Annotated in this window: 23 protein-coding genes; 13 read left to right on the top strand and 10 right to left on the bottom strand. The window is 53.5% G+C overall.

Translation table 11 applies throughout. From position 1 onward, the window contains the following. Positions 1-6: 6 nt before the first annotated feature. Positions 7-3,537, top strand: coding sequence for a DNA polymerase III subunit alpha (gene dnaE, locus FFA38_RS02615; protein ID WP_138315441.1), 3,531 nt, complete (start codon positions 7-9; stop codon positions 3,535-3,537). On the opposite strand, the gene FFA38_RS02620 is transcribed toward dnaE, so the two are convergent. Then, on the bottom strand, positions 3,534-4,040 hold the full coding sequence (locus FFA38_RS02620; RefSeq protein WP_138275262.1) for a flavin reductase family protein: 507 nt from the start codon (positions 4,038-4,040) through the stop codon (positions 3,534-3,536). The two genes, dnaE and FFA38_RS02620, sit on opposite strands and share 4 nt — an antisense overlap. 79 nt (positions 4,041-4,119) lie before the next feature. Between FFA38_RS02620 and hisD the strand changes: the two genes are divergently transcribed. The 4 genes from hisD to FFA38_RS02640 all read left to right on the top strand — a co-directional run bounded on the left by hisD (position 4,120) and on the right by FFA38_RS02640 (position 10,028). Beyond that, a complete protein-coding gene (hisD, locus tag FFA38_RS02625) occupies positions 4,120-5,448 on the top strand; it encodes a histidinol dehydrogenase (protein WP_253786193.1) in 1,329 nt (442 codons plus the stop codon). Positions 5,449-5,574: 126 nt separating this feature from the next. After that, complete coding sequence (gene nrdR / locus FFA38_RS02630; RefSeq protein WP_138315442.1) at positions 5,575-6,030, top strand: transcriptional regulator NrdR; 456 nt, start codon at positions 5,575-5,577, stop codon at positions 6,028-6,030. 53 nt (positions 6,031-6,083) lie between these two features. After that, on the top strand, positions 6,084-8,984 hold the full coding sequence (locus tag FFA38_RS02635) for a vitamin B12-dependent ribonucleotide reductase (RefSeq protein ID WP_138315443.1): 2,901 nt from the start codon (positions 6,084-6,086) through the stop codon (positions 8,982-8,984). 24 nt (positions 8,985-9,008) lie between these two features. Next, positions 9,009-10,028 (top strand): quinone-dependent dihydroorotate dehydrogenase, encoded by a 1,020-nt coding sequence (locus FFA38_RS02640; protein WP_138276039.1) that lies wholly within the window; start codon positions 9,009-9,011, stop codon positions 10,026-10,028. Between the two features lie 48 nt (positions 10,029-10,076). Here FFA38_RS02640 and FFA38_RS02645 read toward each other — a convergent pair whose 3' ends face one another. After that, the gene (locus FFA38_RS02645; RefSeq protein WP_138275265.1) at positions 10,077-10,613 is read right to left on the bottom strand and encodes a DUF3043 domain-containing protein; all 537 of its coding nucleotides are present in this window, start codon (positions 10,611-10,613) and stop codon (positions 10,077-10,079) included. 41 nt (positions 10,614-10,654) lie between these two features. On the opposite strand from FFA38_RS02645, the gene FFA38_RS02650 reads away from it, so the two are divergent. The 5 genes from FFA38_RS02650 to FFA38_RS02670 all read left to right on the top strand — a co-directional run bounded on the left by FFA38_RS02650 (position 10,655) and on the right by FFA38_RS02670 (position 15,589). Further along, positions 10,655-12,058 carry a dipeptidase gene (locus FFA38_RS02650; protein ID WP_138315444.1) on the top strand — a complete coding sequence of 468 codons (1,404 nt, stop codon included), beginning with the start codon at positions 10,655-10,657 and terminating at the stop codon, positions 12,056-12,058. A gap of 65 nt (positions 12,059-12,123) precedes the next feature. Beyond that, positions 12,124-12,465 carry an iron-sulfur cluster insertion protein ErpA gene (gene erpA / locus FFA38_RS02655; protein WP_138275267.1) on the top strand — a complete coding sequence of 114 codons (342 nt, stop codon included), beginning with the start codon at positions 12,124-12,126 and terminating at the stop codon, positions 12,463-12,465. Between the two features lie 159 nt (positions 12,466-12,624). Beyond that, entirely contained in the window at positions 12,625-13,482 is an 858-nt protein-coding gene (gene ctaC / locus FFA38_RS02660; protein ID WP_246777932.1) for an aa3-type cytochrome oxidase subunit II, read from the top strand. Between the two features lie 5 nt (positions 13,483-13,487). After that, complete coding sequence (gene ctaD / locus FFA38_RS02665) at positions 13,488-15,164, top strand: aa3-type cytochrome oxidase subunit I (RefSeq protein WP_138315445.1); 1,677 nt, start codon at positions 13,488-13,490, stop codon at positions 15,162-15,164. Positions 15,165-15,175: 11 nt separating this feature from the next. After that, positions 15,176-15,589, top strand: a complete 414-nt coding sequence (locus FFA38_RS02670; protein ID WP_138275269.1) for a cytochrome c oxidase subunit 4 — start codon at positions 15,176-15,178, stop codon at positions 15,587-15,589. 125 nt (positions 15,590-15,714) lie between these two features. Here FFA38_RS02670 and FFA38_RS02675 read toward each other — a convergent pair whose 3' ends face one another. From FFA38_RS02675 to ctaE, 5 genes are all read right to left on the bottom strand, one after another. Next, positions 15,715-16,056 carry a TipAS antibiotic-recognition domain-containing protein gene (locus FFA38_RS02675; protein WP_138315446.1) on the bottom strand — a complete coding sequence of 114 codons (342 nt, stop codon included), beginning with the start codon at positions 16,054-16,056 and terminating at the stop codon, positions 15,715-15,717. 88 nt (positions 16,057-16,144) lie between these two features. Then, positions 16,145-17,806 carry a cytochrome bc1 complex cytochrome b subunit gene (gene qcrB / locus FFA38_RS02680; protein WP_138315447.1) on the bottom strand — a complete coding sequence of 554 codons (1,662 nt, stop codon included), beginning with the start codon at positions 17,804-17,806 and terminating at the stop codon, positions 16,145-16,147. A gap of 2 nt (positions 17,807-17,808) precedes the next feature. Then, positions 17,809-18,849: a cytochrome bc1 complex Rieske iron-sulfur subunit gene (gene qcrA, locus FFA38_RS02685; protein WP_419247544.1), complete on the bottom strand. Its 1,041-nt coding sequence runs from the start codon at positions 18,847-18,849 to the stop codon at positions 17,809-17,811. A 34-nt stretch (positions 18,850-18,883) separates the two neighbouring features. After that, positions 18,884-19,672, bottom strand: coding sequence for a cytochrome bc1 complex diheme cytochrome c subunit (gene qcrC / locus FFA38_RS02690; protein WP_216641483.1), 789 nt, complete (start codon positions 19,670-19,672; stop codon positions 18,884-18,886). Positions 19,673-19,696: 24 nt separating this feature from the next. Beyond that, a complete protein-coding gene (gene ctaE, locus FFA38_RS02695; protein WP_138315448.1) occupies positions 19,697-20,308 on the bottom strand; it encodes an aa3-type cytochrome oxidase subunit III in 612 nt (203 codons plus the stop codon). A gap of 83 nt (positions 20,309-20,391) precedes the next feature. Between ctaE and trpD the strand changes: the two genes are divergently transcribed. Then, positions 20,392-21,453 (top strand): anthranilate phosphoribosyltransferase, encoded by a 1,062-nt coding sequence (gene trpD / locus FFA38_RS02700; RefSeq protein WP_138315449.1) that lies wholly within the window; start codon positions 20,392-20,394, stop codon positions 21,451-21,453. An 88-nt stretch (positions 21,454-21,541) separates the two neighbouring features. Here trpD and FFA38_RS02705 read toward each other — a convergent pair whose 3' ends face one another. Further along, the gene (locus tag FFA38_RS02705; protein ID WP_138315450.1) at positions 21,542-21,997 is read right to left on the bottom strand and encodes an NUDIX hydrolase; all 456 of its coding nucleotides are present in this window, start codon (positions 21,995-21,997) and stop codon (positions 21,542-21,544) included. A 38-nt stretch (positions 21,998-22,035) separates the two neighbouring features. Here FFA38_RS02705 and FFA38_RS02710 point away from each other — a divergent pair, with 38 nt between their 5' ends. Continuing rightward, on the top strand, positions 22,036-22,803 hold the full coding sequence (locus FFA38_RS02710) for a glycerophosphodiester phosphodiesterase family protein (RefSeq protein WP_138315451.1): 768 nt from the start codon (positions 22,036-22,038) through the stop codon (positions 22,801-22,803). A 97-nt stretch (positions 22,804-22,900) separates the two neighbouring features. Continuing rightward, positions 22,901-23,263, top strand: a complete 363-nt coding sequence (locus FFA38_RS02715; RefSeq protein ID WP_138275277.1) for an RNA polymerase-binding protein RbpA — start codon at positions 22,901-22,903, stop codon at positions 23,261-23,263. On the opposite strand, the gene FFA38_RS02720 is transcribed toward FFA38_RS02715, so the two are convergent. Together FFA38_RS02720 and lnt are read right to left on the bottom strand one after the other, a co-directional pair. Beyond that, a complete protein-coding gene (locus FFA38_RS02720; protein WP_216641752.1) occupies positions 23,248-23,952 on the bottom strand; it encodes a polyprenol monophosphomannose synthase in 705 nt (234 codons plus the stop codon). The two genes, FFA38_RS02715 and FFA38_RS02720, sit on opposite strands and share 16 nt — an antisense overlap. Beyond that, positions 23,949-25,517 (bottom strand): apolipoprotein N-acyltransferase, encoded by a 1,569-nt coding sequence (gene lnt / locus FFA38_RS02725; RefSeq protein ID WP_138315452.1) that lies wholly within the window; start codon positions 25,515-25,517, stop codon positions 23,949-23,951. The genes FFA38_RS02720 and lnt overlap by 4 nt, the downstream gene beginning before the upstream one ends. Position 25,518 lies beyond the last annotated feature (1 nt).

Here is a 25,518-nt window from a genome sequence, read left to right on the forward strand (position 1 = left end):
TCGCTGTTGTCTGCGTCTAAAGACTCGTTTGTGCACCTACACGTGCACACCGAGTATTCGATGCTCGATGGCGCAGCTCGAGTGAAACCGCTGATCCAGGCTGCTGCAGAACAGGGCATGCCGGCCATTGGAATCAGCGACCACGGCAATAACTTTGGTGCCTTCGATTTTTACAAAACAGCCAAGGCTGCCGGCGTCAAGCCGATCATCGGCATCGAGGCCTACCTTGCTCCGGGAACCAACCGGCAGGAGCGAACCAGGGTCCGATGGGGATCTGGTGGCGAGGACGACATCTCGGGTGGTGGTGCATTCACCCACATGACCATGTTCGCCGAGAACACCGCGGGAATGTACAACTTGTTCCGGATGTCCTCAAAGGCTTGGCTCGATGGGTTCTACTTCAAGCCGCGAATGGACCGAGAGCTACTGCAGACCTACGGAGCGGGCGTCATTGCCACCACCGGCTGTGTTTCTGGTGAGGTTCAAACTCGATTGCGCCTCGGCCAGTACGAGGAAGCCAAGAAGGCTGCGGCTGAGTTTCAGGACATCTTTGGTAAAGAAAACTTCTTCGCCGAAATCATGGACCACGGCCTCGACATCGAGCGCCGAACCATGGCCGACCTGCTACGTCTAGCCAAAGAGCTGGACATGCCACTGCTGGCTACCAACGATTTGCACTACACCCACGCCGGCGACGCCGAGGCACACGAGGCTCTACTTTGCGTTCAATCGGGCTCGACCTTGGACGATCCGAATCGCTTCAAGTTTGACTCCCAGGAGTTTTATCTAAAGTCAGCGCAGCAAATGCGCGCACTTTTTGCCGACTATCCAGAAGCCTGCGACAACACGCTATTGGTTGCAGAACGTTGCAATGTTGATTTTCAAGAACGCGAGCTTATGCCTCGATTCCCAGTTCCTGAGGGGCACACTGAGGCCAGCTGGTTCGAGCAAGAGGTTGCTGCGGGTATGCAGAGACGCTATCGGGGAGATATTCCTGAGGCTCAGGCCAAGCAGGCCTCTTACGAGGTTGAAGTTATCAAGCAAATGGGTTTCCCAGGCTACTTCCTGGTAGTTGCCGACTTTATCGCTTGGGCTCGCGCCCAGGGCATCCGAGTCGGGCCGGGTCGTGGTTCAGCCGCTGGATCCATCGTGGCCTATGCGCTGGGAATCACAGAGCTTGACCCGGTTAAGCACGGATTGATTTTTGAGCGTTTCCTAAACCCAGAGCGTGTATCCATGCCCGACATCGATGTTGACTTTGATGACCGGCGCCGCGGAGAAGTAATTCGCTATGTCTCGGACAAGTACGGTGACGACCGAGTTGCCCAGATTGTGACTTTTGGAACCATCAAGGCAAAGCAGGCCTTGAAAGATGCCGGTCGAGTTTTGGCAATGCCTTACTCTGTCGGTGAAAAGCTGACCAAGGCCATGCCTCCAATGGTTCTTGGCCGCGACATTGCCCTAAACGATCTAATCGACAGTAAGTCTGAGCGATACAAAGAAGCCCAGGATTTCCGTGACCTCATCGAGGGTGATGAAGACTCCGCCAAGGTATTCAAACTCGCGCAGGGGCTTGAGTCACTTAAGCGCCAGTGGGGTGTTCACGCCGCCGGCGTTATCATGTCAGCCGAGCCGCTCATCGACGTTATTCCAATCATGAAGCGCGAGGATGACGGCGCCGTCATTACTCAGTTTGACCAACCGCCTTGTGAAAAACTTGGTCTACTCAAGATGGACTTCTTGGGTCTGCGAAACCTAACGGTGCTCGATGACACCCTGGCGAACATCAAGGCAAACCGCAATGAAACTGTGGTCCTTGAGGACCTAGATCTCGATTCAGACCCGGCAACCTTTGAGCTTCTATCCCGCGGTGACACCCTAGGTGTTTTTCAGCTCGATGGAACGGCAATGCGTTCCCTTTTGCGCTTGCTTAAGCCATCGTTGTTTGAACACATCTCAGCAGTTATTGCTCTCTACCGACCAGGCCCGATGGGTATGAACTCCCACACCAACTATGCGCTTCGCAAGAATGGCCTGCAAGAAGTTGATTCAGTTCATCCAGAACTATCTGAGTCACTCTCTGAGGTTTTGGACCCTACCTACGGCCTGATTGTTTATCAGGAGCAAGTAATGGCTGCAGCTCAAAAAGCTGCGGGCTTCACGCTGGGTAAAGCAGACCTTTTGCGTCGCGCGATGGGTAAAAAGAACAAAGAAGAGCTGGATAAGCAGTACGAAGGCTTCTCGGACGGCATGAAGGTCAACGGGTACTCTGAGGCAGCCATCAAGGCGCTTTGGGACACACTGTTGCCTTTTGCTGACTACGCCTTCAACCGAGCCCACTCTGCGGCTTACGGTGTGCTCTCGTATTGGACTGCCTACCTGAAGGCCAATTACCCAGCCGAGTACATGGCAGCACTGCTTACTTCGGTGGGTGACTCTAAGGACAAACTTGGTCTTTACCTAAGTGAGTGTCGCCGCATGGGCATCAATGTTTTGGCACCTGATGTAAACGAATCGATTGCTGCGTTCACCGCTGTCGGTGAAGATATTCGATTCGGTCTGGGTGCTGTCAGAAATGTCGGCCTCAACGTCGTCGAAGGTATTGCTGCCTCCCGTGCCGAAAAAGGCCGATTCTCAAACTTCCACGATTTCCTTCGCAAGGTTCCGGCTACTGTCTGCTCAAAGCGTGTGATTGAGTCCCTGATCAAGGCGGGTGCATTCGACTCGATGGGGCACACTCGCCGTGCATTACTTGAAATTCACGAAGAAGCTGTCGACGCCCAATCATCTCTCAAGAAAAATGAGGCGGTAGGTCAAGTTGACCTCTTCGGCTCACTATTTGACACCGATGAATCGGTTCAGGAGACCTTTGGTGGTTCGGTTCCTGACCGCCCAGAATGGCCTAAAAAAGAGAAGCTAGCCTACGAGCGCGACATGCTTGGTCTGTACGTCAGCGACCATCCTTTGGCCGGCCGAGAGGCTCAGTTGGCGAGATTCTCAGAGCAGACTATTGGTGCCATTGCTTCAAGCGAGACCATCAAAGATGGTGAAACGGTAACCGTTGCCGGTTTGATTACCTCGGTTCAGCACAGGGTTGCCAGAGCCTCAGGAAACCAGTACGGCTCGGTGGTAATCGAGGACTTCGAGGGTGAGATGAACGTCATGCTCATGGGTAAGACCTACCTCGAGTACGGTCGAAACCTTCAGCCAGACCAGGTAGTAGTGGTGCGCGGTCGCATCAGTCAGCGTGACGATGGCAATAGTCTGCACGCCTATTCAATCGAAACTCTGGAGGGTTCGACTGAGAACTCCAATGGTCCTGTAATTTTACGAATGCCTGAAACTGAGGCCACGCGAGAGGTTCTCGAAGAACTTGCTCGAATTTTGCGAGTGCACTCGGGGCGCGAAGAGGTCCAGGTGCTGCTCGTTGGAGAAGGTACCGAAAGGCTTTTCAAACTGCAGCAAAAAGTGACTGTTAGCCAGGACCTTTTTGGTGAGTTGAAAGTGTTGCTGGGAGCGCGCTGCCTTCAGGCTTAGGCCAGTTTTTCGCCCGGCTTTACGTAGCCGCGTTGGTAGTAAAGCAGCGCTGGCTGAAGTTCGCCGATTAGTCCTTCGATAACGTCCACAATGATTACCGCGTTTGAAGCAACCGCATGCTTCTCGCGAATTTTTGCAATCAAAATGGATGTTGCTGCCGGAAACACCGGAACTCCGTAAGGCCCCTCGTGCCAGTCATCATCAGCAAAGCGGAGGGTGTGGTCGGCTGCCATCTTTTGAGCTAGGGCCAAATTGCCTTCGCCAAGAGTGTGAATTGCCACGTAGCTGGCCTGCTCAAGGGCTGGCCAGGTACTTGAACCGCAGGCAACGTTGAAGCTCGCCAGGGGAGGGTTTGCACCAAGAGAAGTCATCGATGTTGCGGTAAAACCAACTGGCTTGCCGGCGGCATCGAGCATGGTGATAACCGAAACACCCGAGGCGTGCCTTCTGAAGGTTGCCTTCAGTGCTTCAACCGGATCTTTTTCTATCTCTAACTCAGACATGGCCCACTAACTGTTTGTTTCTTCAAGGGTATCCAACTCATCTCGCCGTTTAGACTTGTTTTCAAATAGAGGAGACACATTGAACGAGCCAATTCCGGTTAATTTGCGAGTCGTTGACCTTCGCGGTCAGAGTTTCGACAGTGCGCAGGTTAACCGTTTGGTTCCGCGAGCCTCGGTTGATATCACCCAAGCCGTAGAACAAATTCGACCATTGCTCGAGGACGTTCGTACGCTGGGTGAATCGGCAATTGTCGATGTAACCCTCACCCGCGATGGAGTCGATCCTCGCCCCCTTCGGGTTACCGAGGAAGAGCTTCGACGAGCTGAGGCTGAGCTCAGCCCAGAACTTCGTCGTGCCATCGAAGAGTCAATTGAGCGCGTTTTCAAGGTGTCCCGGGCCACTCTTCCGCAGGACACTTCTGTAACTCTTGCTGAGGGTGCCGTGGTCCACCAAAGGTGGCAGCCGGTCGATTCGGTTGGTCTATACGTGCCCGGCGGCAAAGCGGTTTATCCATCCAGCGTAATCATGAACGTGATTCCAGCTCAGGTTGCTGGCGTCGAGCGACTGGCTCTGGCTTCACCGGCCCAAAAAGAATTCAACGGGCGTCCGCACCCGACGGTGCTGGCTACCGCGTCAATTTTGGGTGTCAAGGACGTCTTCTGCATGGGCGGTCCCGCTGCTGTGGCAGCCTTCGCCTATGGCATTAAGCAAATCGATTTTGAACCGGTCAGCCTGGTGACTGGTCCAGGAAACATCTATGTGGCAGCCGCCAAGCGTGCTCTCCGAGGCGCCATCGGTATTGACTCTGAAGCTGGCACCACTGAAATCCTGATTCTTGCTGATGAGAGTGCAAATGCACGCTTCATCGCCTACGACCTAGTGAGTCAGGCCGAGCACGATGAGGCGGCCGCATCTGTTTTGGTCACCGATTCAGAGGCGCTTGCTCACGCGGTTATAAATGAACTGGCGGCGATTGTGGCTTCAACCAGTCACACTGAGCGCGTTCGCACCGCTCTCGAAGGGCAGCAGTCTGCAGTTGTGTTGGTCAGCAGTCTGACTGACGCTATTAAGTTCACCAATCACTACGCAACCGAGCACCTAGAAATTCACACGAGTGACAACCAGGCTGCATTGGATGCCATTACCAATGCCGGTGCAATTTTCCTCGGTGAGTACTCACCTGTTTCTCTGGGGGACTACATGGCCGGGTCAAACCACGTTTTACCTACCGGTCAACAGGCAAAATTCGGCGCTGGCTTGGGTGTGCACACATTCCTTCGCGCTCAGCAGGTCATTGATTATCAGAAATCCGGTCTGGAGCCGATCGCCAAGATGGTCGCCGATTTTGCTGAATCCGAGGGATTGCCTGGCCACGGTGATGCCGTCACCGCGCGTTTTGATCGGTAATAAACAGATTTAACTTGCAAGTCGGCCTCCAAAATCACAAGATATAGTGGTTAGGAAACAAAATATTTCTACATCTAGTGCCAAAATTTGTAGACAGAACAAGGTTTGTTTCGGAAGGGCTTGATTATGCACTGTCCATTTTGCAGATTCGCCGATTCGCGCGTGACCGATTCGCGCACCTCTGATGATGGTTCATCGATTCGTCGTCGTCGTCAGTGCCCTGAGTGTGGCATGCGCTTCAGCACCACCGAAACCGCCAGTCTTACAGTGGTGAAGCGCAGCGGTGTGACCCAACCTTTCAGCCGTGACAAAATCATGAACGGTGTCAGAAAGGCATGCCAGGGGCGTCCGGTATCCGAATCAGACCTTGCGCTATTAGCCCAGACCGTTGAAGAAGACGTGCGTTCTACTGGCGCTGCTCAGCTCGAGGCAAACGACATCGGACTTGCTATTTTGGAGCCACTTCGAAAGCTCGACGAGGTTGCTTTTATGCGTTTCGCCAGCGTTTATCAGGGTTGGGAAACTCTAGAAGATTTCGAGGCTGCGATCGGAAAGCTTCGGGCCAGCCACCGAGAGCAGTAGTGTCGTACCCTCGGCTCAGAATTACTTTTTAGTCACAGACGAAAGGCAAGTTCATGAATGACCACCAAGACTTCGGAGATTCAACACCAACCGGCCGCGGACTGACTATTAGCCGGATTTACACGCAAGAGGGCGTTCACCCGTTCGACCAGGTGAATTGGGAATACCGGGACGTCGTGCAGACCAATTGGCAGACCGGCGAGACAATTTTTGAGCAATCTGGCGTTGAATTCCCCGACTTCTGGAGCATCAACGCCAGCACAATTGTGACTACCAAGTACTTCCGCGGTGCCGTTGGGGCTTCTGACCGCGAATTCAGTCTCAAACAACTGATCAACCGGGTAGTCCACACCTACACTCACGCGGGGAGAGAAAACGGATATTTTGCCTCCGAGAATGACGCCACGGTTTTTGAGCACGAACTCACATACATGCTCCTAAACCAGATCTTCAGCTTCAATTCACCGGTATGGTTCAACGTTGGCACCAAGAGCCCGCAACAGGTATCCGCCTGCTTCATTCTCGCCGTCGATGATTCCATGGATTCGATTTTGAACTGGTATCGCGAAGAGGGGCTGATCTTTAAAGGCGGTTCCGGAGCCGGGCTCAACCTGTCACGAATTCGCTCATCCAAGGAGCTTCTCAAAAAGTCAGGCGGAACCGCGTCCGGCCCAGTTTCGTTCATGCGTGGGGCAGATGCCAGCGCTGGCACAATCAAGTCGGGCGGGGCCACGCGCCGAGCAGCCAAAATGGTAGTCCTGGACGTCGATCACCCGGACATCGAAGAATTCATAGAGACCAAGGCACGTGAAGAGGGCAAGATTCGCGTTCTCCGAGACGCCGGTTACAACATGGAACTCGGCGGCAAGGACATCATCTCGGTCCAGTATCAAAATGCCAATAACTCCGTGCGGGTAAATGCTGAGTTCATGGAAGCGGTGGAACACGGTGGCTCCTTTGGTCTTCGTGCCCGCACCACCGGTGAAGTGATCGAAACCGTTGATGCACGCGAACTGTTTGCAAAAATTGCTGATGCCGCGTGGCAATGTGCCGACCCAGGTATTCAGTACGACGACATTATTAACGACTGGCACACTACTCCCGAGTCAGGTCGCATTTCAGCATCTAACCCTTGCTCGGAGTACATGCACCTTGATAACTCAAGCTGCAACCTAGCCTCGCTCAACCTGCTCAAGTTCCTTCTTCCAGACGGTTCTTTTGACAGCGATACCTTCATCAAGGCCAATGAACTTATTTTTACGGCCATGGACATTTCAATTTGCTTTGCCGACTTCCCAACCGAGGCAATTGCCCAGACAACTCGTGCTTTCCGCCAACTAGGCATTGGCTATGCAAATCTCGGTGCCCTGCTTATGGCGATTGGCGTTCCTTATGACAGTCGCGAAGGTTTTGCCCTCGCGGCCGCAATCACCTCACTGATGACAGCAACCGCTTATCGCCGTTCGGCAGAGCTTGCCGGTGTAGTCGGGGCTTACGAGGGATTTGCTAAAAACCAGTTCGCTCACGAGCGAATTATGGCCAAGCACCAAGAGGCCAGTTTGCAGGTTGATCCGGTCAGTCAGATTGATGCTGACGTAATCGATGCAGCCAATTATCAGTGGGCTTTGAACCGTGAGATCGGTGCCCAAAATGGCTGGCGCAACGCCCAAGCCTCACTCTTGGCCCCAACCGGGACCATCGGCTTCATGATGGATTGCGACACCACCGGAATTGAACCTGATTTCTCGCTAGTCAAGTACAAGAAGCTCTCAACTGGCGGTTCGATGCAGATCGTCAACCAAACTATTCCGTTTGCACTTCACCGCCTTGGCTATGCCCAAGAAACCATTGAGCAAATCATTGAGCACATTGGTCAGCACGGTCACGTGGTTGATGCTCCTGGTTTGAAGGTGGAACACTATCCGATTTTTGATACCGCGATTGGGGTCCGGGCAATTGAGCCGATGGGCCATGTTCGCATGATGGCTGCGGTTCAACCCTTCCTATCGGGTGCTATTTCAAAGACCGTAAACATGCCTGAGACAGCAACTCGCGAGGAAATCGCTGACGTCTACTTCCAGGGCTGGAAAATGGGTCTGAAGGCTCTGGCTATCTATCGCGACAACTGTAAAGTCGGTCAGCCACTTTCTGATGCCAAGGCAAAATCTGCCCCCGCTCCAGAGAGTGATCAAAAAGTCGTCTCTTCAGGGCTGGGTTCGCCAATGGCTCACCCAGTTCGCAAACGCCTACCAAAGTCGCGGCCATCCTCAACAACTTCATTCACTGTGGGCGGAGCTGAGGGTTACATGACCGCCGGGTCTTACCCTGACGGTGGCCTCGGTGAGGTATTCCTCAAGCTTGGTAAACAGGGCTCAACCTTGGCCGGCGTAATGGACGCATTCTCGATTGCAGTCTCGATCGGCCTGCAATATGGCGTCCCACTTGAAACCTTTGTGCAAAAGTTCACGAATGTGTCCTTCGAGCCGGCTGGACTAACCGATGACGCCGACATTCGAATGGCCAAGTCGCTGATGGATTACATCTTCAGGCGCCTGGCTCTTGACTACTTGCCAATCGAGACGCGAACCTACCTAGGTATTCTCTCCTCGGAGGAGCGCACCGCGGCACTCGATGCCAATTCGACCTACGGACTGCCAGAGGTTGTCCCGCCAACCACTCAGCCTGTTTCGAAAAACACCGACTCACCAATTTCCGCAGGAGCGGTGGTTGACGACGCACTGCGTCAGGTGGCCGAAGCAGTAGCTGAGGTAGTTGTTGCAACTCCGCCACAGGCCAGTGTGAAACGCGAAATTCATTCCTCGGCCGAGCTTTTCGAAATGCTGCAGGGCACTGAATCAGATGCGCCACTCTGTTTCAACTGCGGCATCAAGATGCGTCCGTCTGGTTCCTGCCACGTTTGTGAGGGTTGTGGCTCAACCTCGGGCTGCAGCTAGTCGCTGAGGTATTCTTTACCGGTGCTGTATCGCCTAATTTTTAAACTTTTCTTCGCTCGTCTAGATGCTGAGCAAGCTCACCACATCGGAATGTTTGGCATTCGGTTTGCGGGTGCCATTGGGCTCACAAAGTTGGCTCGGGTTCGCACCAGCGGTCGCGGATCAGTGCAGGCTTTTGGTCTTCACTTCGATGCTCCATTTGGTGTAGCCGCTGGCTTTGACAAAAATGCAGTGGCTATTAAAGCTCTCGGAGAGCTTGGGTTCTCTCACGTTGAAATCGGCACCGTAACGGCAATTCCTCAGGGTGGCAACGAGAAACCACGCCTGTTTCGCTTGATTCCTGACCGTGCCCTGATTAACCGCATGGGCTTTAACAACGATGGCGCTCAGGCAGTGGCCAATCGGTTAGAAAAGCTCAGGAACCGTCACGGATCAAACCTGCCGGTTATCGGCGTCAACATCGGCAAAAGTCGCGTGGTTGAGGTTGAGCAGGCAGAGTCTGACTATCGTGCAAGCGCTCGATTGTTAGCCCCGCATGCCGACTATTTGGCAGTGAACGTTTCATCACCAAATACGCCAGGCCTGCGTTCACTGCAATCGGTTGAGGCCTTGGAGCCAATCCTCAATGCCGTTCTAGAAGAAGCCGGAAGCACCCCGGTCCTAGTCAAGATTGCCCCAGATCTTGCTGACGAAGATATCGCTGCAGTTGCTGATTTGGCATTTGACCTCGGGTTGGCCGGTGTGATTGCAACCAACACAACAATTTCTCGCGATGGCCTCAAAACTAACCCCAACATCGTCGCTGCAGCTGGCGCCGGAGGGCTTTCGGGCGCTCCGCTCAAGGCAAGATCGCTCGAGGTGCTCCGTTTGCTTAGGGCTCGCCTAAATGGCCGGGTTGCCATTATTTCTGTTGGCGGAATCGAAACCGCGGCTGAAGCGCAAGAACGCTTGGATAACGGTGCAACCCTAGTCCAGGGTTACACAGGGTTTATTTACGAGGGTCCGCTCTGGGCAAGGCGAATCAACCGCGAACTAACTCGCTAATAAAAAAGGACCGCCATCAAGGCGGTCCTTTTTTGCTAAGTCGTTTGGCTACTTCTTCCGTCCACGCTTGACACGGGCTTTTGGCAAGCGCATTGGGCGCATCTGAATCGAGCGCATCGCGGCGTACCAGCGAAGGCCTGACTCTACCTTGTCGGCTCCATACTTTTCGGCAAGTTCCTTGGTAGCTCCGCGGCCGATCAAAGTTGCATTAACACCTACAACAATGAACAACAACCACATGGCAACCAGTGTGGTCAGCTGAACGATGTAGCTGTCGATGGCCGAGATGATAATTACCAAGAACAGCGTCGGCATAACCATTTCGCCGGCAGTGAATCTTGAGTCCACGTAGTCACGCACAAAAGCGCGCTGTGGTCCACGGTCGCGAGCACTTAGGTACTTCTCGTCGCCTCTAGCCATACCCTCGCGTGCACGCAGACGTTCTTCTTTCAGGCGAGCCTTGGCAGCGGCACGAGCCTCTGGGCTTCGGTCGCCAACCAGTGGCTTGCGGTTTAGCGCTTCGCGTTCTTTACGGCTCGGGGTAGGGCGCCCCTTTGGCTCGACAGATTTCTTTTGCTCGGTCATTAATGTCCTCAGTAACTTGCTTGGGCTTATAGATTACTCTCATGACCCCAGTGCCAGACTCAGAATTCAGCCGATTTGCCCAAGATTCGGCCTCCAGTGTCGACAACCGCTTCGAGGCCACGCTTACCTCGCTGATGGAGCTAGCCAAGGTGCCGGGAATCGCCTGGGAGGCCTTTGATAGTTCACATCTTGATACCAGCGCTCAAATGGTTTCGGATTTGTTCAGAAACCTAAATATTTTTGACTTTGTCGAGGTTAGAAGATCCGCAGTTGACGGAAAACCCGGCGCACCGGCTGTTATTGCCAGACGAGCTGCCAAAAACGGCAAACCCCAGGTGCTCCTCTATGCCCATCACGATGTTCAGCCGCCGGGCAACAGCGATGAGTGGAAAACCAACCCATTCGATCCGGTAAGGACAGAGGATCGAATTTTTGGCAGGGGAGTGGCTGACGACAAGGCGGGCATTGTTGCCCACCTGGCAGCGCTGCAGGCCCTAGTCGATTCAGAGGGTAAAGACTTCGACCTCGGTATTTCACTCTTCATTGAGGGCGAGGAGGAGGCCGGTTCGCCCACCTTTAGAAACTTTCTCGAAGAAAACCAAGCTGATCTAGCCGCTGATGTAATCATCGTTGCTGACTCTGGAAACTGGACCACCGAAGTACCAGCCCTGACCACGACCCTCCGAGGATTAGTTTCGGTGGTTGTTCAGGTTAAGACCCTGGATCATGCCGTGCACTCGGGGATGTATGGGGGAGCCGTGCCCGACGCGATGTTGGCCATGATCAAATTGCTGGCCAGCCTGCACGATGATCAGGGCGACGTAGCGGTTACGGGGCTAAAATCAGCCCAAACCGACGAACTTGCCTATTCCGAGGATTCACTGAGGCAGGACTCAGGGCTTTTGCCAAAAACTCAAACAATCGGATCTGGCGGCATCCTGCAGAGAATTTGGGGCAAGCCGGCCATCACTGTAATCGGAATCGACGGGCAAACCGTCGCCCTGTCATCGAACACCCTCTTACCGAGTGTGAGGGCCAAAATCAGCATGAGAATAGCACCGGGGCAAGATCCGGCCGAGGCGCTGAACCTCCTAAAAGCTCATCTGCTAAGTCACACGCCGTTTGGTGCTGAGCTTTCATTTGGTGAAGTTGAATTGGGCAAGCCTTTCGACATGGATGATTCAGGCTGGGCAGCGCAATTGGTCAAGAAATCTTTGGCTCACGGATGGCGTGAGGCTCCGGTGAACATTGGCATCGGTGGCTCAATTCCGTTCATCGCAGACTTGACCGAGGTATTTCCGGCCGCCCAAATTCTGGTTACCGGAGTTGAGGACCCCGATTCGCGAGCTCACAGCCCTAACGAATCCGTTCACATTGAAAGCCTAAGAAAAGCCATGGTTTCTGAGGCGATTTTCCTGCTCGCAGGGAATGAACTAGAGCTCTGAGGGGTTCACTTAAGGCGTCGAGAAAGTTAGACTTAAGACACCAAAGTACGTAGAAGGCGGACCAAATGACTCAGACTCTAGAAACCGGCGTAACTCTTACCGAGCAGGCTCAGGACAAGGTTCGCACTCTCATTTCTGCTGAGGGTCGCGACGACCTGCGTTTGCGCGTAGCGGTCCAGCCTGGAGGTTGTTCAGGACTGATTTACCAGCTTTACTTTGACGAGCAGTTGGCCGAAGGTGACGTCGTATCGGAGTTCAACGGTGTAGAAGTTGTCGTCGACAAGATGAGTGTTCCTTACCTCGACGGAGCTTCGATTGACTTCGAAGACACCATCCAGAAGCAGGGTTTCACCATAGACAACCCAAATGCAGCTGGTTCATGTGCCTGCGGAGATTCATTCAACTAGTCACAATTCAGAAAAAATTTCTAAAACCCCGATTTGCTCAGCGGCGAATCGGGGTTTTTCTAGTCAAAAATCCGTTATTCAACAGCGTTTGTGGCTGGATGGCGGCCACAATGAGCGTAGGATAGACAACGTAACGATTCGATATTCGAAGGGTCGATTGTGCTAAAAAAGCGTGCAATTAAGTGGGCAGCCTTGCCTACTGCAGCATCATTGATGTTGCTCCTCAGTGGCTGTACTCCTCAGGAGTTCCAGCGTGGTCTACTGCCGGGTGAAACCGGTGTAACCAACCACACCGAGCGCATTGTTGGTCTCTGGACCACATCATGGATTGTCCTATGGATCGTCGGTGGTATTGCTTGGGCTCTGATGTTCTGGGCAATCATCGTCTACCGTCGCCGCAAGGGAGACACCGCACCACCTTCGCAGCTTCGTTACAACAACCCGATTGAGACCATGTTCACCGTGGTCCCGCTAATCATCACCATCGGATTCTTTGCCTTCACCGCCCGCGACATGGCAGCCATCGAGGCACCGGTCGCAAACCCGGACGTAGAAATCGAAGTTATCGGTAAGCAGTGGAGCTGGGACTTCAACTACGTTGACGGCAACGTTTACGACTCTGGTGTTCAGTCTGACTTCGATGGCGAAGAGGGGGCTGAAGCAAAGCTTCCAACCTTGTACCTGCCAGTCAACAAGTCAGTCAAGATTGACCTTTCTGCTCGCGACGTAATCCACTCTTTCTGGGTAATCGATTTCCTTTACAAGAAGGACATGTTCCCGGGTCGCACCAACACCATGTACTTCACCCCTCAGGTTGAGGGAACCTACCAGGGTAAGTGTGCTGAGCTCTGTGGTGAGTACCACTCATTGATGTTGTTCAACGTCAAGGTTGTCTCACAGGCCGAGTATGACGCTCACCTTGCTGACCTAGCTGCAGCCGGCAATGTCGGTCAGCTGGATGAAACCTACGACCGCAACCAGAACCTTCCGGGCGACAACCCAGAGATCAGAGGATAAGGACTATGGCTACCGCAACTGCAACCAAGCCGGCCTACGGAACTTCTAAGAAGACCAAGGGACAGATCCTGGTCGACTGGCTAACCACAACCGACCACAAGAAGATCGGTTACCTGTACCTAATTACCTCGTTCGCATACTTCCTTATCGGTGGTGTGATGGCGTTGGTAATTCGTGCCCAGCTGGCTGCTCCAGGTCTTGACATCGTTCAGACCAAAGAGCAGTACAACCAGTTGTTCACCATGCACGGAACCATCATGTTGCTGATGTTCGCGACCCCATTGTTCGCGGCATTCGCCAACATCTTGATGCCAGTTCAGATCGGTGCTCCAGACGTGGCATTCCCTCGTCTAAACGCCATCGCCTACTGGTTCTACTTCTTCGGTTCATTCGTAGCTGTTGCTGGTTTCTTCACCCCACAGGGTGCAGCAAGCTTCGGTTGGTTTGCCTACGCTCCGCTAAACAGCACCACATTCTCGCCCGGTCTAGGTGGCGACCTCTGGGTTTTCGGTCTTGCACTTAGCGGTTTCGGAACCATCATGGGTGGTGTCAACTTCATCACCACGATTTTGACCATGCGTGCTCCTGGTATGACCATGTTCCGTTTGCCAATTTTCGTTTGGAACACTCTGGTTACCTCGATTCTGGTCATCATGTGTTTCCCTCCTCTAGCTGCTGCACTTTTTGCACTAGGTGCCGATCGTCGTTTCGATGCTCACATCTTCGACCCGGCTAACGGTGGACCAATGCTTTGGCAGCACCTGTTCTGGTTCTTCGGCCACCCAGAGGTTTACATCCTTGCGTTGCCGTTCTTCGGAATCATTTCTGAGATCTTCCCGGTCTTCAGCCGCAAACCAATCTTTGGTTACAAAACCTTGGTTTACGCAACCATCGCTATTGCTGCGCTGTCGATGACTGTTTGGGCTCACCACATGTACGTGACCGGTTCGGTGCTACTACCGTTCTTCGCGTTCACCACCATGCTTATCGCAGTGCCTACCGGTGTAAAGATCTTCAACTGGATTGGTACCTTCTGGAAGGGCTCAGTCTCGTTCGAAACCCCAATGCTTTACGCTCTGGGCTTCTTGACCACCTTCATCTTCGGTGGTTTGACCGGTGTAATTCTTGCTTCACCAGCATTGGACTTCCACTTGTCTGACAGCTACTTCGTGGTCGCTCACTTCCACTACGTAGTATTCGGTACCGTTGTGTTCGCAATGTTTGCCGGTATCTACTTCTGGTACCCAAAGATGACCGGAAAGATGCTGAACGAGCGCCTCGGAAAGATCCAGTTCTGGCTTTTGTTCACCGGCTTCCACGTGACCTTCTTGATTCAGCACTGGTTGGGCATCATCGGTATGCCACGCCGTTACGCGACCTACCTGCCTGAAGACGGCTTCACCTGGATGAACGGCGTTTCAACTGCTGGTTCAGCACTGTTGGCTCTCTCGATCATTCCATTCCTTTGGAACATCTACATCACCGCTCGTAAGGGTGAAAAGACCACCCTCAACGACCCATGGGGCTACGGACGCTCACTTGAGTGGGCTACAGCTACTCCGTTCCCACGCCACAACTTCACCTCGATTCCACGTGTGCGTTCAGAGTCTCCAGCATTCGACTTGAACCACCCAGAGTTCGCAGCACCTGAGGCCAAGGCTTCTGCTGCACCAAAGAAGTAAGGGCTAGCAACATGAAGTTCAACGGAAACCTGTTCTGGTTCCTAACCGTCTTCTACTTTGTAGATGCAATCGGTTATGCCATCTGGTGGTACAACACCAATGGTGGGTACGAGCCAATTGGTACCGCGGCTATCGCGATGCTTGGCTTTATGTCGGCATTCTTGGCTTTCTACATCAAGAAGACCTACAAGGTTCAGGGGCCGGTTCCTGAGGACCGCCTAGACGCAAACATTGAAGATGGTGACTCTGAGCTTGGCTACTTTGCCCCATGGAGCTGGTGGCCACTATTCCTTGGTCTATTCGCATCGATGGCTTTCGCAGCATTGGCTGTGGGCTGGTGGCTATTCTTCATCGCCTTCCCACTCTGCTTGGTTGCCATCATCGGTTTCGTATTCGAACGCAGCCGCGGTCTAAACGCCCACTAAACGCTTCAAAAAAAGGCCCCAGCCACTTGTTGGTTGGGGCCTTTTTTATGCGCTGGATCGATGAGCGTGCACTTTGCATCGCGCAATCGCTATCTACGTAGGGGATAAGTCAGGGGCAGTTCGCGTCAGGCGAGGTTGGCGTCTGCCCAGTAGTAAATAGCCCGTTGGATGAACAATGCCAACCCAGGTTCATAGGCCTCGTACGTCGCCTTGAATGCCGGATCCATTGTGTAGGTTAGGGCCAGAGATTTGTAGGCCACTCTACTCGGAGTCCAGAACTGGCAGACGTATGCGTAGTGCTTTCCAATCCACTCCTGAATAGCTTCAGAATCAGCTGAATTGCCTTCAACCATGAGAGCTGCGATGTTCTGGGCTATGTGATCATGGCCGCGCTTGTACTCGTTGTATTGCTCTTGGTTGGTGTGCAGACTCGCGTGGTGCGAGCTGGCTGTTGGTTCGAAAGTCACCCTTTGATTCTAGAACGCGCAGCCAGCGCCCAACCGGGTAAAAGAAAACCCCCACAGCCTTTGGGCCGCGGGGGAGTTCTCAGAGAACTTACTTCTTCGCTGGGGTTTTCTTCGCAGCTACAGCCTTCTTAGGCTTTTCCTCAACCGCAGGTGCGTGGTCGTGGTGTGCTGCGTCAAGCTCACTCTGAGTTACCGGCGCGATGCGGTCCTCGAAGTAGAAGCGTGACAGACCTGCACGGATTCGAGCACCGATGGTGATCTTTCCGGCAGCGTTCGGGCGGGCCAAGGTTGGAGCGTAGTCCTTGAAGTCGACCAGCTTCCACTGCTCAAACTCATCTAGAGGCTCGTGGACCTCAATGTACTCACCGTGTGGCAAGCGCACGATTCGACCGGTTTCGCGACCGTGAAGAACAATTTCGCGGTCCTTACGCTGTAGCGATAGACAGGTGCGCTTGGTAATGATGTAAGCCAAGATCGGGCCTACGATGAGCAGAATCTGCATCGAGGTTAGAACCTGGTTTAGTGACATCTTGAAGTTGGTCGCAATCAAGTCGGTTGCTGCGCCAGCCCAGAGGACTGCGTAGAAGACCACACCAGCTGCACCGATAGCGGTACGGGTTGGAGCGTTGCGTGGGCGGTCAAGCACGTGGTGTTCGCGCTTGTCTCCGGTTACCCAGGCTTCGATGAACGGGTAGACGGCTACGACAATCAAGAAGCCAACGCCAACGATCATCGGCAGCAGAATGTTGAATGCCCAAGTGTTTCCACCAATGATGAATTCAAGTCCGGTAGGTGCCAAGCGTAGGGCACCGTCCAGCCAACCAATGTACCAGTCAGGCTGGGTACCAGCTGAAACTGGAGACGGGTCGTAGGCACCGAAGTTCCAAACCGGGTTGATGGTGAAGGTTGCTGAGATCAGCATGATTACACCGAACACGATGAAGAAGAATCCACCAGCCTTTGCCACGTAAACAGGCATTAGCGGGTAACCAACAACGTTGCTGTCCTTACGTCCAGGGCCTGAGTAGTGGGTGTGCTTGTGAATAACCACCATGAAGAGGTGAATCACGATGAACACCAAAATCAGTGCTGGAACCAGAAGAATGTGCAGACCGTAGAGGCGCGCGATGATTTCTTCGCCTGGGAACTCGCCACCGAATAGAAGTGAAGAGGTGTAGGCGCCGATGACCGGTAGGCCCTTGATCATTCCATCGATGATGCGAAGACCGTTACCTGAAAGAAGGTCATCAGGGAGTGAGTATCCGGTGAATCCACCAGCCATACCCAAAACGAAAAGTACGAAACCGACTACCCAGTTGATTTCACGAGGCTTGCGGAATGCACCGGTGAAGAACACGCGGAGCATGTGCAGACCGGCAGCAGCTACGAATAGTAGAGCTGACCAGTGGTGAACCTGGCGCATCAATAGACCGCCACGAACCTCAAACGAAATGTCCAGGGTCGATGCATAAGCGATCGACATCTCGGCACCCTTGAGGGGTCCGTAGACGCCATCGTAAATAACCGGAGTCATGGCCGGTTGGAAGAAGAAGGTCAAGAAAGTACCTGACAACAGCAACACAAGGAAGCTGTATAGGGCAACTTCACCCAGCATGAACGACCAGTGGTCAGGGAAAACCTTGCGGCCGAATTCTTTCAGGATGCCTGCTACGCCGACGCGTTCGTCTAGGTAGTTAGCGGTGCCCGCAAGAAATCCACCCTTTTTAGGTGCTGCAACTGCGTTACTCATTTTTAGCGCTCCCAGAAGCTAGGGCCAACAGGTTCGGTGAAGTCGCTCTGGGCGATCAGGTAACCTTCGGCGTCAACGGTGATTGGTAGCTGTGGCAATGGGCGTGATGCAGGCCCGAAAACCACCTTGCAGGCATCAGTGACATCGAATGTCGACTGGTGGCAAGGGCAAAGCAGGTGGTGAGTGTGCTGCTCGTAGAGTGCAACTGGGCAACCTACGTGGGTACAGATCTTTGAGTAAGCAACGATGCCGTCGTATGACCAGCTCTTGCGCTCATCAGATTCTTTGATGTCGGCTGGGTCAAGGCGAACCAAAAGAACAGCTGCCTTAGCCTTCTCCTCGAGCTTGTGGTGCTCTAGCTCGCTGAGGCCTTCAGGAATTACGTGGAAAACAGAACCAATTGTTACGTCTGAAGCCTTGATTGGTAGACCGCTTGGGTCCTTAGCCAAACGAGTGCCCTTCTTCCACATGGTGTGACGAAGAGTGTCACCAGGGTTTGGTCCCAAGTCGCCGAAAATCATGATTGCTGGCAGCGGGAACAAAGCCAATGCGCCGTAGAGTGAGCGGCGAATTAGTTTGCGACGGCTAAAACCAGACTCAGAGTCGGCAAGTTTGATGATCTCGACTGCACGCGCACGAACTTCTTCTGAACCACGAGCAATGTGGCGCTCCTCTGAAACTTCAGCATCAGGCATCAGGGTCTTGGCCCAGTGCACAGCACCGATTCCAATTCCCAAGAGGCCGAGGGTAATGCCGAGACCTAATAGGAGAGTGTTTAGGCGAACGGTGCCGAGCTCTTCGGTAATAGGGAAAGCGAAGTACGCGTAAACCGCAAATGCGCTACCGACGATAGAAGTGAAGAACAAAGCAGCAACCTGACGAGCAGCTGCCTTCTCGTGCTTCACGCTCTTGTCTGTCATGCGGACACGGTGAGGCTCCAGGCCTGGGTCCTGCAGTCGATCAGCTGGAATCACGGCCAAGCCTGCGGCGTAGTCGTGCTCTGGCTCTTGCGAATCCGCTGAAGTGATGCTCTTGTTGCTCACTCTATGCTCCCTTGTATTTCTAAAGTTCTAAAAGTTAGTTTGACTTTGCGCCAAGCCAGATGGTGATGGCGATGATCAGACCCAAAACAAATACCCAAGCAAACAGACCCTCAACAACAGGACCAAGGTTCGCTAGTTCATAACCACCGGCTGATGGGTTTTCTTCCACGTACTTCAAGTAAGTGATGATGTCTTTTTTGTCTTCTGGAGTCAGGTTTGCGTCATTGAACACAGGCATGTTCTGTGGACCGGTAACCATGGCCTCGTAAATGTGCTTCGACTCAACACCCTTCAGGGCTGGAGCAAACTTACCCTCGGTTAGTGCTCCACCAGCACCAACGGCGTTGTGGCACATTGCACAGTTGATGCGGAACAGCTCGCCACCGCGAGTTGCATCGCCGTCAGCGGCAAGCATTTCTTCGGTCGGAACAGCAGGCCCAGGAGCCAGTGAGGCTACGTAGGCAGCCAGTGAGTCGATCTGCTCCTGTGTGAACTGGACCTTCTTGGCCTCTAGCTGGGGACCTGAAGCCTGGCCAGGCATACGACCCGTGCCCACCTGGAAGTCGACCGAAGCTGCTCCAACGCCAATCAGGCTTGGACCAGCTGCAGAACCTTCAGCAGCCTTACCGTGACAGCTGGCACAGTTAGCCAAAAAGAGCTTGCGGCCTTCTTCGACCTGAGCGGCGCTGGCCACAGCAGATGCTGGCTTGACCTGCTCGACCGCTGCTGTAGCAGCTGCGTAGCCACCACCGGTTAGAGCAAGACCAGCCGCCATTACTAGAACGGCAGCAAATGGGCTGCGTCGCGAGCCCTTGTTTTTCATGAAAGCCATCTTTGGAGTCTCTCTTTATTTCAAAACGTAAACGATAAGGAACAGGCCGATCCAGACCACGTCAACGAAGTGCCAGTAGTAAGAAACCACGATGGCACTGGTCGCCTCGTAGTGTCCGTACTTCTTGGCTGCGTAGGTGCGGCCGATGATTAGCAGAAACGCGACTAGACCGCCGGTTACGTGAAGTGCGTGGAATCCGGTGGTGATGTAGAAGGCGCTGCCGTAAGAGTTTGAGTTGAGAGCGACACCCTCGGAGATCAAGGTGGCGTACTCCCAGACCTGACCGGCCACGAAGATTGCGCCCAAGAAGTAGCTGAGCATGAACCACTCGGCCACACCCCACTTGGCTGGTGACCAACCGGTGGCACGTGGCTGAAGGCGCTCAGCAGCAAAAACACCGAACTGAGCGGTGAAAGATGAGGCGACCAAGATGATGGTGTTTACCAGAGCGAACGGGACGTTCAGGATCGCTGTGTCGTGAGCCCAGATTTCAGGCGAGTTTGCGCGAAGGCTGAAGTACATCGCGAAAAGGCCAGCAAAGAACATCACCTCGCTTCCAAGCCAAACGATTGTTCCAACCGAGGTTGAACTTGGGCGGTTAATGACAGGTGCGCTTAAGGTCGTCATGCTTCAATCCTAACCCTGAGAAGTGCCTGAAATCGGCATTTTTTGGGCATGAATTCGAGAAATTCGGCAATAAACTTTGGGTTATGACCTCAGCATTGACCTGGCCTTCGATTTTGACCAAACTGATCGACCGAACCGATCTAACTCGAGCAGAATCCAGCTGGGTCATGGGTCAATTTCTTGGGGGAGAGACACCTGAACCAGTGATGGCCGGATTCATGACGGCCATGCGCGCCAAGGGAGAAACCGTGGCTGAACTTTCTGGTCTGGTCGACGCCATGCTGCTCAATTCGGTCAAGCTCGATACTGGTTCTGACGCAGTGGATATTGTTGGAACCGGGGGAGACCTCATCGGGACCGTGAACATTTCCAGCATGGCTTCGATTGTGGTTGCCAGTGCCGGAATTCCGGTCCTCAAGCACGGTTCACGTTCTGCATCAGGCAAGACCGGCTCTTCTGAGATGCTCGAGGCATTGGGTATCCGGTTAGACCAAACTCCCGAACAGGTTGCAGAGGTTTTCAGAAAAGTGGGCATCACTTTCTTCTTTGCTCCGGTTTTTCACCCAGCCATGCGCTTCGTTGGTCCGGTGCGCAAGGCGCTTGGCGTGCCAACCACATTCAACTTTTTAGGTCCGCTGGCCAACCCAGTCCAACCAATTGCAACTTCACTCGGTGTTTCAAATGCCACCATGGCGCCTCTTTTGGCGCAGGAGTTAGCAGCGCGCGGCCGTACCGGCTTGGTATTTAGAGGCAACGATGGCCTCGATGAACTCTCAACCGTTGCTGACAGCCAAATTTGGCAGGTAGTCGGGGGAGAGGTGCAGCAATTTGGGCTTCAACCGACAAAACTTGGCTTGGCCAAGGCTAATGTCGATTCGCTACTTGGCGGGGATGCCGTTCAGAACGCTGCCGTTGCTCGTGACCTGTTTGCCGGGGAATCCAGTGGAAACTTGGGTGCGATTAAGGACATCGTTTTGCTTAACGCAGCCGGTGGCGTGGTTGCCTACGAATTGGCCAAAGATCCATCCCGAAGCGATGTTTCATTGGAGCTTCGATTTGAAGACGCACTCCAGAAAGTGACCACAGCCCTAGAAAGCGGCGCAGCGGCTGAAAAAGTTGCTGATTGGGTCGCTGCAACAGCGTAGCCCGAGCACCTCGTGGAAAATTCTCGGCGGGGACCGGTTTCGAAACATTACTTGACATAATGTACATTATCGGCGTTAGTGGTTGAGCTCAAAAGTGGTTGCGCAAAAAGGAAACCAACCCGTGTGGTCCAACTAACTCGCCAGAGGCAATTAGTTCGTCAACGCTCCACCATCGGTGTTCTAAGACATCTCGGCGCTCGTCATCAGTCCAGCCGGTTGTCTCAAGTTCAAAGTTCGAAACCCGATGGCTATAGAAATAATCCACATACGTGTGCTGATTTCCGTCAGCCCAGGTCCAGGTTCCCGATGTTTGCCAAATTTGATCTCCGAGGTCTTCTGGAGCCAGCTTGATGCCAGTTTCTTCGCTAAGTTCACGCACGGCGGCCTCTAATGGCGTCTCACCAAAGTCAATCCCGCCACCCGGAGTTATCCATCTAGGTGGCAAACCGACCTCAGGATCAAAATGGGTGAGCAACAGGAAGAATCGATTTTCATCGTCCACAAGAATTACACGGGCCGTTTCACGGTGTTGTCCGGGTCTCATGAGTTAAGTTTGCCCCAGAACTGTCATATGCTCGGATTATGAGTTCGAGTCTGCACGGTAAAACGCCAGCCTTCCAGATATTGGCGCACCGAGGGCTCATCACTGAAGATTCACCGCACGAGAACACCATCGCAGCTTTTCAGGCGGCTCTGGCTGCAGGTGCCGACATTATCGAAACCGATGTGCGCGCTACATCTGACGGTGTTGCGTTGGTTTTTCACGATGCCGACCTTTTGCGATTCACCGGTCAGAAGATCCGGATTGGCCGGCAGCCTTTTTCGATGCTAAAAAGCCACTTGGGCGCTGTAGGTGTTCAATTGCACTCACTTGAAGAGGTATTGCTGACCTTTCCTTCGGCTCGATTCAACATCGATGTCAAGGATATTCGTGCGGCGTCAGCGGTTGCCGAAGTCGTCAATCGTCATTCCGCTGCTGATCGGGTGCTGATCACCTCGTTTCGAAAAAGGCGCCGGGCAGCGGCGCTTCGGTCAATTTCAAATCCAGTTCAATCCTCGGCAAGTGCAACCGAGCTTTTGGTCATTTATCTGCTGATAAAACTCAGACTCGGCCGCTTATTGCCGGTGTTTTTTGGCTCGTTGACTGCCCTGCAAATTCCTCGCTCCAGTGGACTCCTCCGGTTTGACAGCGCTGGATTTATACGGGCGGTTCAGCAGGCTGGGCTAGAAGTGCACTACTGGACCATCAACTCCCCTGATGAAATGAGCGAATTGCTCGATCTCGGTGCCAATGGGCTGGTCACCGATAGATGTGATTTGGCTGTGAATATCCGTCAAAACAGGCTGTGAGTTTGCTGTTAACCCCACCTTTGCGGGAAGATTGACTGTTCTCGCCGAGTTGTTCCTCGTCGAAAGGCCCAAAAGGCCGTGATTATTTGGAGGATAAATGGCACAGCAGACCATGCGCGGAATGCGCCTAGGTACCCAGAGTCTTGAAAGTGAACGCGGAGTCAACTACTCAGCTCGTTCAAACCACTCTTACCAGTGTGTAAACAACCACGTTTCTGAGATGGTTTTTGCAGCTGACGCAGAAATTCCTCAGACCTGGCAGTGCAAGCAGTGCCCAGAGCAGGCAACCCTTTTGGAAGACGGCAAGATGATTGTTCTTGACGCTTCGGATGACAAAACCCCACGTTCTCACTGGGAGATGCTGCTGGAACGCCGCACCCGCGAAGAACTTGAAGAGATTCTTCAGGAGCGCTTGGACTACATCCGTGCACGCCGTGCCGGTGGTCAAGCAGACCTGTAAAAACCCCACTTGGTGACCAGCCATAGTGCCTCGAGCACTATGGCTGTTGTCATTTTTGAGGAACCCAGTGTGCGTTCTACAAATGTGATTGGAACTTCGACTACTTCTCCCCCGGCGCGCTTTGACCTTAGGGCCATTTCAACTTGAAAAGCGTATCCGCGTGCGGCAATGCCTTCCAGGTTCAGCCCCTTCAGGAATTCAACATTAAATGCGCGGAATCCTGCGGTCATGTCCTTGATGCCGGTTCTTAGCATCAGGTTTGCATAGAGGTTGCCGATTTTAGAAATAGCTTTTCGGTGTGCTGGCCAGTTGACCACCGCTCCCCCAGGAATCCAACGAGAGCCGATTACTAGGTCGGCTGTTTGGGCTTTCTCCAAAATTTTCGGCAAATCAATTGCCCGATGACTACCATCAGCGTCCATCTCGATGACAATCTCATAGCCTCTATCAATCGCCAAGCCGAATCCCGAAAGGTAAGCGGCGCCCAAACCGCCTTTTTCAGAGCGGTGCAGCACAGAAATCTGTGGATCTTTGGCGGCAAGGCGATCAGCCAGGTGTCCGGTGCCATCGGGGCTATTGTCATCGATGATTAGCAGGTCAACCTGCGGGCAAACTTCGCGAAGCTCGGCAACCGAGTGTGCCAAGCTTTCGATTTCATTGAAGGTTGGCATCAAAACCAAAGTTCTCAAGCTAACTCCTTTGGTTTTCTAGTGCGGTAACGGTGAGCGATAGCCAAGACGGTCAGCAGAGATGCCAAAAGATTGATTGCCAGGTCTACTGCTCCCCCAACAGCGACCCCAGGTGTAAGGCTGGTCCGAAGAGGAACTTCGGTAACCATCGCGCCGGCGGTGAAAGTTTCTAGTTGGTCGAGGGTTTGCCCATCCGGTCCATAAACGGCAGTGACGCCAACGGTCGACACGTTTACAACTGCCCGACCGGTTTCGATAGCCCTGAGTTTGGCAAATGCTGCCTGCTGAAAAGTCTCGTCACTGAAACCAAAGTCTGCGTTGTTGGTCTGGGAAAGTATTACCTGGGCCCCTTGATTGACTAGGTTGCGTCCGATGTCATCAATCGCAATCTCAAAGCAAATCAGGGTGCCAACTGGCCCCTGAGCCAACTCGTAGATGCCGTCACGCTCGCCAAACGAGTATCCGCGAGAAATCAACCCAATTAGATCCGGGGCCAATTGGTACCAGAAGTCACGGTCAGGCACATACTCGGCAAACGGAACGGGGCGCTGTTTATCGTAGTAGTCCACCGGTCCGGTGAGTGGCTCCCAAAGGATGGAACTGTTGAAGAGCTTCTCACCGCGCTCCGTTATGGTTCCAAAAACTAGAGGAACACCTAGTTCCTCATCAACAAGATGGCTAATCTGCTGACTTGCCGTGACATCTCTGAATGGGCTCAGATCTGAAGCGTTCTCTGGCCAAACCACTAGGTCCAGCTCATTGAATCGAGGGTGCTCCTTCAAAAGCTCAGTTGCATCGAGATGGTTGTTGAGGATAGTCCCCCGCTCAGTGTTGGCAAACAGACCAGCTTTGGCATTTCCCTGCACACTTCCCACCACAAGGGTCCCGTTTTCAGGTTCGGTCGGCAACAAAATGGCCAGTGGTAGCGCCAGTACTAAAAGTGAGGCAGCTGCAGGTGTAACCCAACTGAACCGCACTCGGCCTTTAAAGTTTGTGGCGACAAATACAGCCAATGCAGCCCCAACCAACGCAACGAGAAATGTCAGCCACCCCAAGCCGCCGACATAAACCCACTTAGAAAGAATTGACTCCGATTGAGTTTGTGCCAGTCGACTCCAAGGAAAGCCTCCGTAGGGCAGGCTGATAGCCACCCACTCTCGGGCAGTCCAGACCAGGGCCAGTGCCAAGGCGGTGAGAATAGGCTTCCAGGCAGATGCCGATAGGGTCTCGTCAAGCCAACGCCACACCAACGCCAGCACTGCCAGACCGCCCGCAAAAATCGCTGCCTCTAGAACTGAAAGCGCCAGCCATGGTACCGGACCTAGATATAGGCTCAGCCACTCGATTTGGCTCAGGTAATAGGTCAATCCTCCGATGAAACCGATACCAAGCGCTGCCCTGAAGCGTAAGTTGTGAACGGACAGTACGAGTAGGGCAACCGATGCAAAAATCAGTGGCCAGATGCCCTCCCTCGGCATTGCCAGGCTGGACAGCAGACCGCCCACGAGGGCAGCAAGCACGCGCCAAACCCGAGCTAGGCGATACAAGATGTGCTTAGGGGCCATT

The sequence above is a fragment of the Rhodoluna limnophila genome, assembly GCF_005845365.1.
GTDB classification, from domain to species: domain Bacteria; phylum Actinomycetota; class Actinomycetes; order Actinomycetales; family Microbacteriaceae; genus Rhodoluna; species Rhodoluna limnophila.

Excerpts from the sequence above, each read along its gene's own strand:
- lnt (WP_138315452.1), bottom strand. The coding sequence starts at position 25,517 with ATGGCCCCTAAGCACATCTTGTATCGCCTAGCTCGGGTTTGGCGCGTG.
- nrdR (WP_138315442.1), top strand. The coding sequence starts at position 5,575 with ATGCACTGTCCATTTTGCAGATTCGCCGATTCGCGCGTGACCGATTCG.
- FFA38_RS02670 (WP_138275269.1), top strand. The coding sequence starts at position 15,176 with ATGAAGTTCAACGGAAACCTGTTCTGGTTCCTAACCGTCTTCTACTTT.
- ctaE (WP_138315448.1), bottom strand. The coding sequence starts at position 20,308 with ATGACGACCTTAAGCGCACCTGTCATTAACCGCCCAAGTTCAACCTCG.
- qcrC (WP_216641483.1), bottom strand. The coding sequence starts at position 19,672 with ATGAAAAACAAGGGCTCGCGACGCAGCCCATTTGCTGCCGTTCTAGTA.
- qcrB (WP_138315447.1), bottom strand. The coding sequence starts at position 17,806 with ATGAGTAACGCAGTTGCAGCACCTAAAAAGGGTGGATTTCTTGCGGGC.
- FFA38_RS02620 (WP_138275262.1), bottom strand. The coding sequence starts at position 4,040 with ATGTCTGAGTTAGAGATAGAAAAAGATCCGGTTGAAGCACTGAAGGCA.
- trpD (WP_138315449.1), top strand. The coding sequence starts at position 20,392 with ATGACCTCAGCATTGACCTGGCCTTCGATTTTGACCAAACTGATCGAC.
- FFA38_RS02635 (WP_138315443.1), top strand. The coding sequence starts at position 6,084 with ATGAATGACCACCAAGACTTCGGAGATTCAACACCAACCGGCCGCGGA.
- FFA38_RS02650 (WP_138315444.1), top strand. The coding sequence starts at position 10,655 with ATGACCCCAGTGCCAGACTCAGAATTCAGCCGATTTGCCCAAGATTCG.
- FFA38_RS02645 (WP_138275265.1), bottom strand. The coding sequence starts at position 10,613 with ATGACCGAGCAAAAGAAATCTGTCGAGCCAAAGGGGCGCCCTACCCCG.
- FFA38_RS02705 (WP_138315450.1), bottom strand. The coding sequence starts at position 21,997 with ATGAGACCCGGACAACACCGTGAAACGGCCCGTGTAATTCTTGTGGAC.
- FFA38_RS02715 (WP_138275277.1), top strand. The coding sequence starts at position 22,901 with ATGGCACAGCAGACCATGCGCGGAATGCGCCTAGGTACCCAGAGTCTT.
- FFA38_RS02710 (WP_138315451.1), top strand. The coding sequence starts at position 22,036 with ATGAGTTCGAGTCTGCACGGTAAAACGCCAGCCTTCCAGATATTGGCG.
- erpA (WP_138275267.1), top strand. The coding sequence starts at position 12,124 with ATGACTCAGACTCTAGAAACCGGCGTAACTCTTACCGAGCAGGCTCAG.
- ctaD (WP_138315445.1), top strand. The coding sequence starts at position 13,488 with ATGGCTACCGCAACTGCAACCAAGCCGGCCTACGGAACTTCTAAGAAG.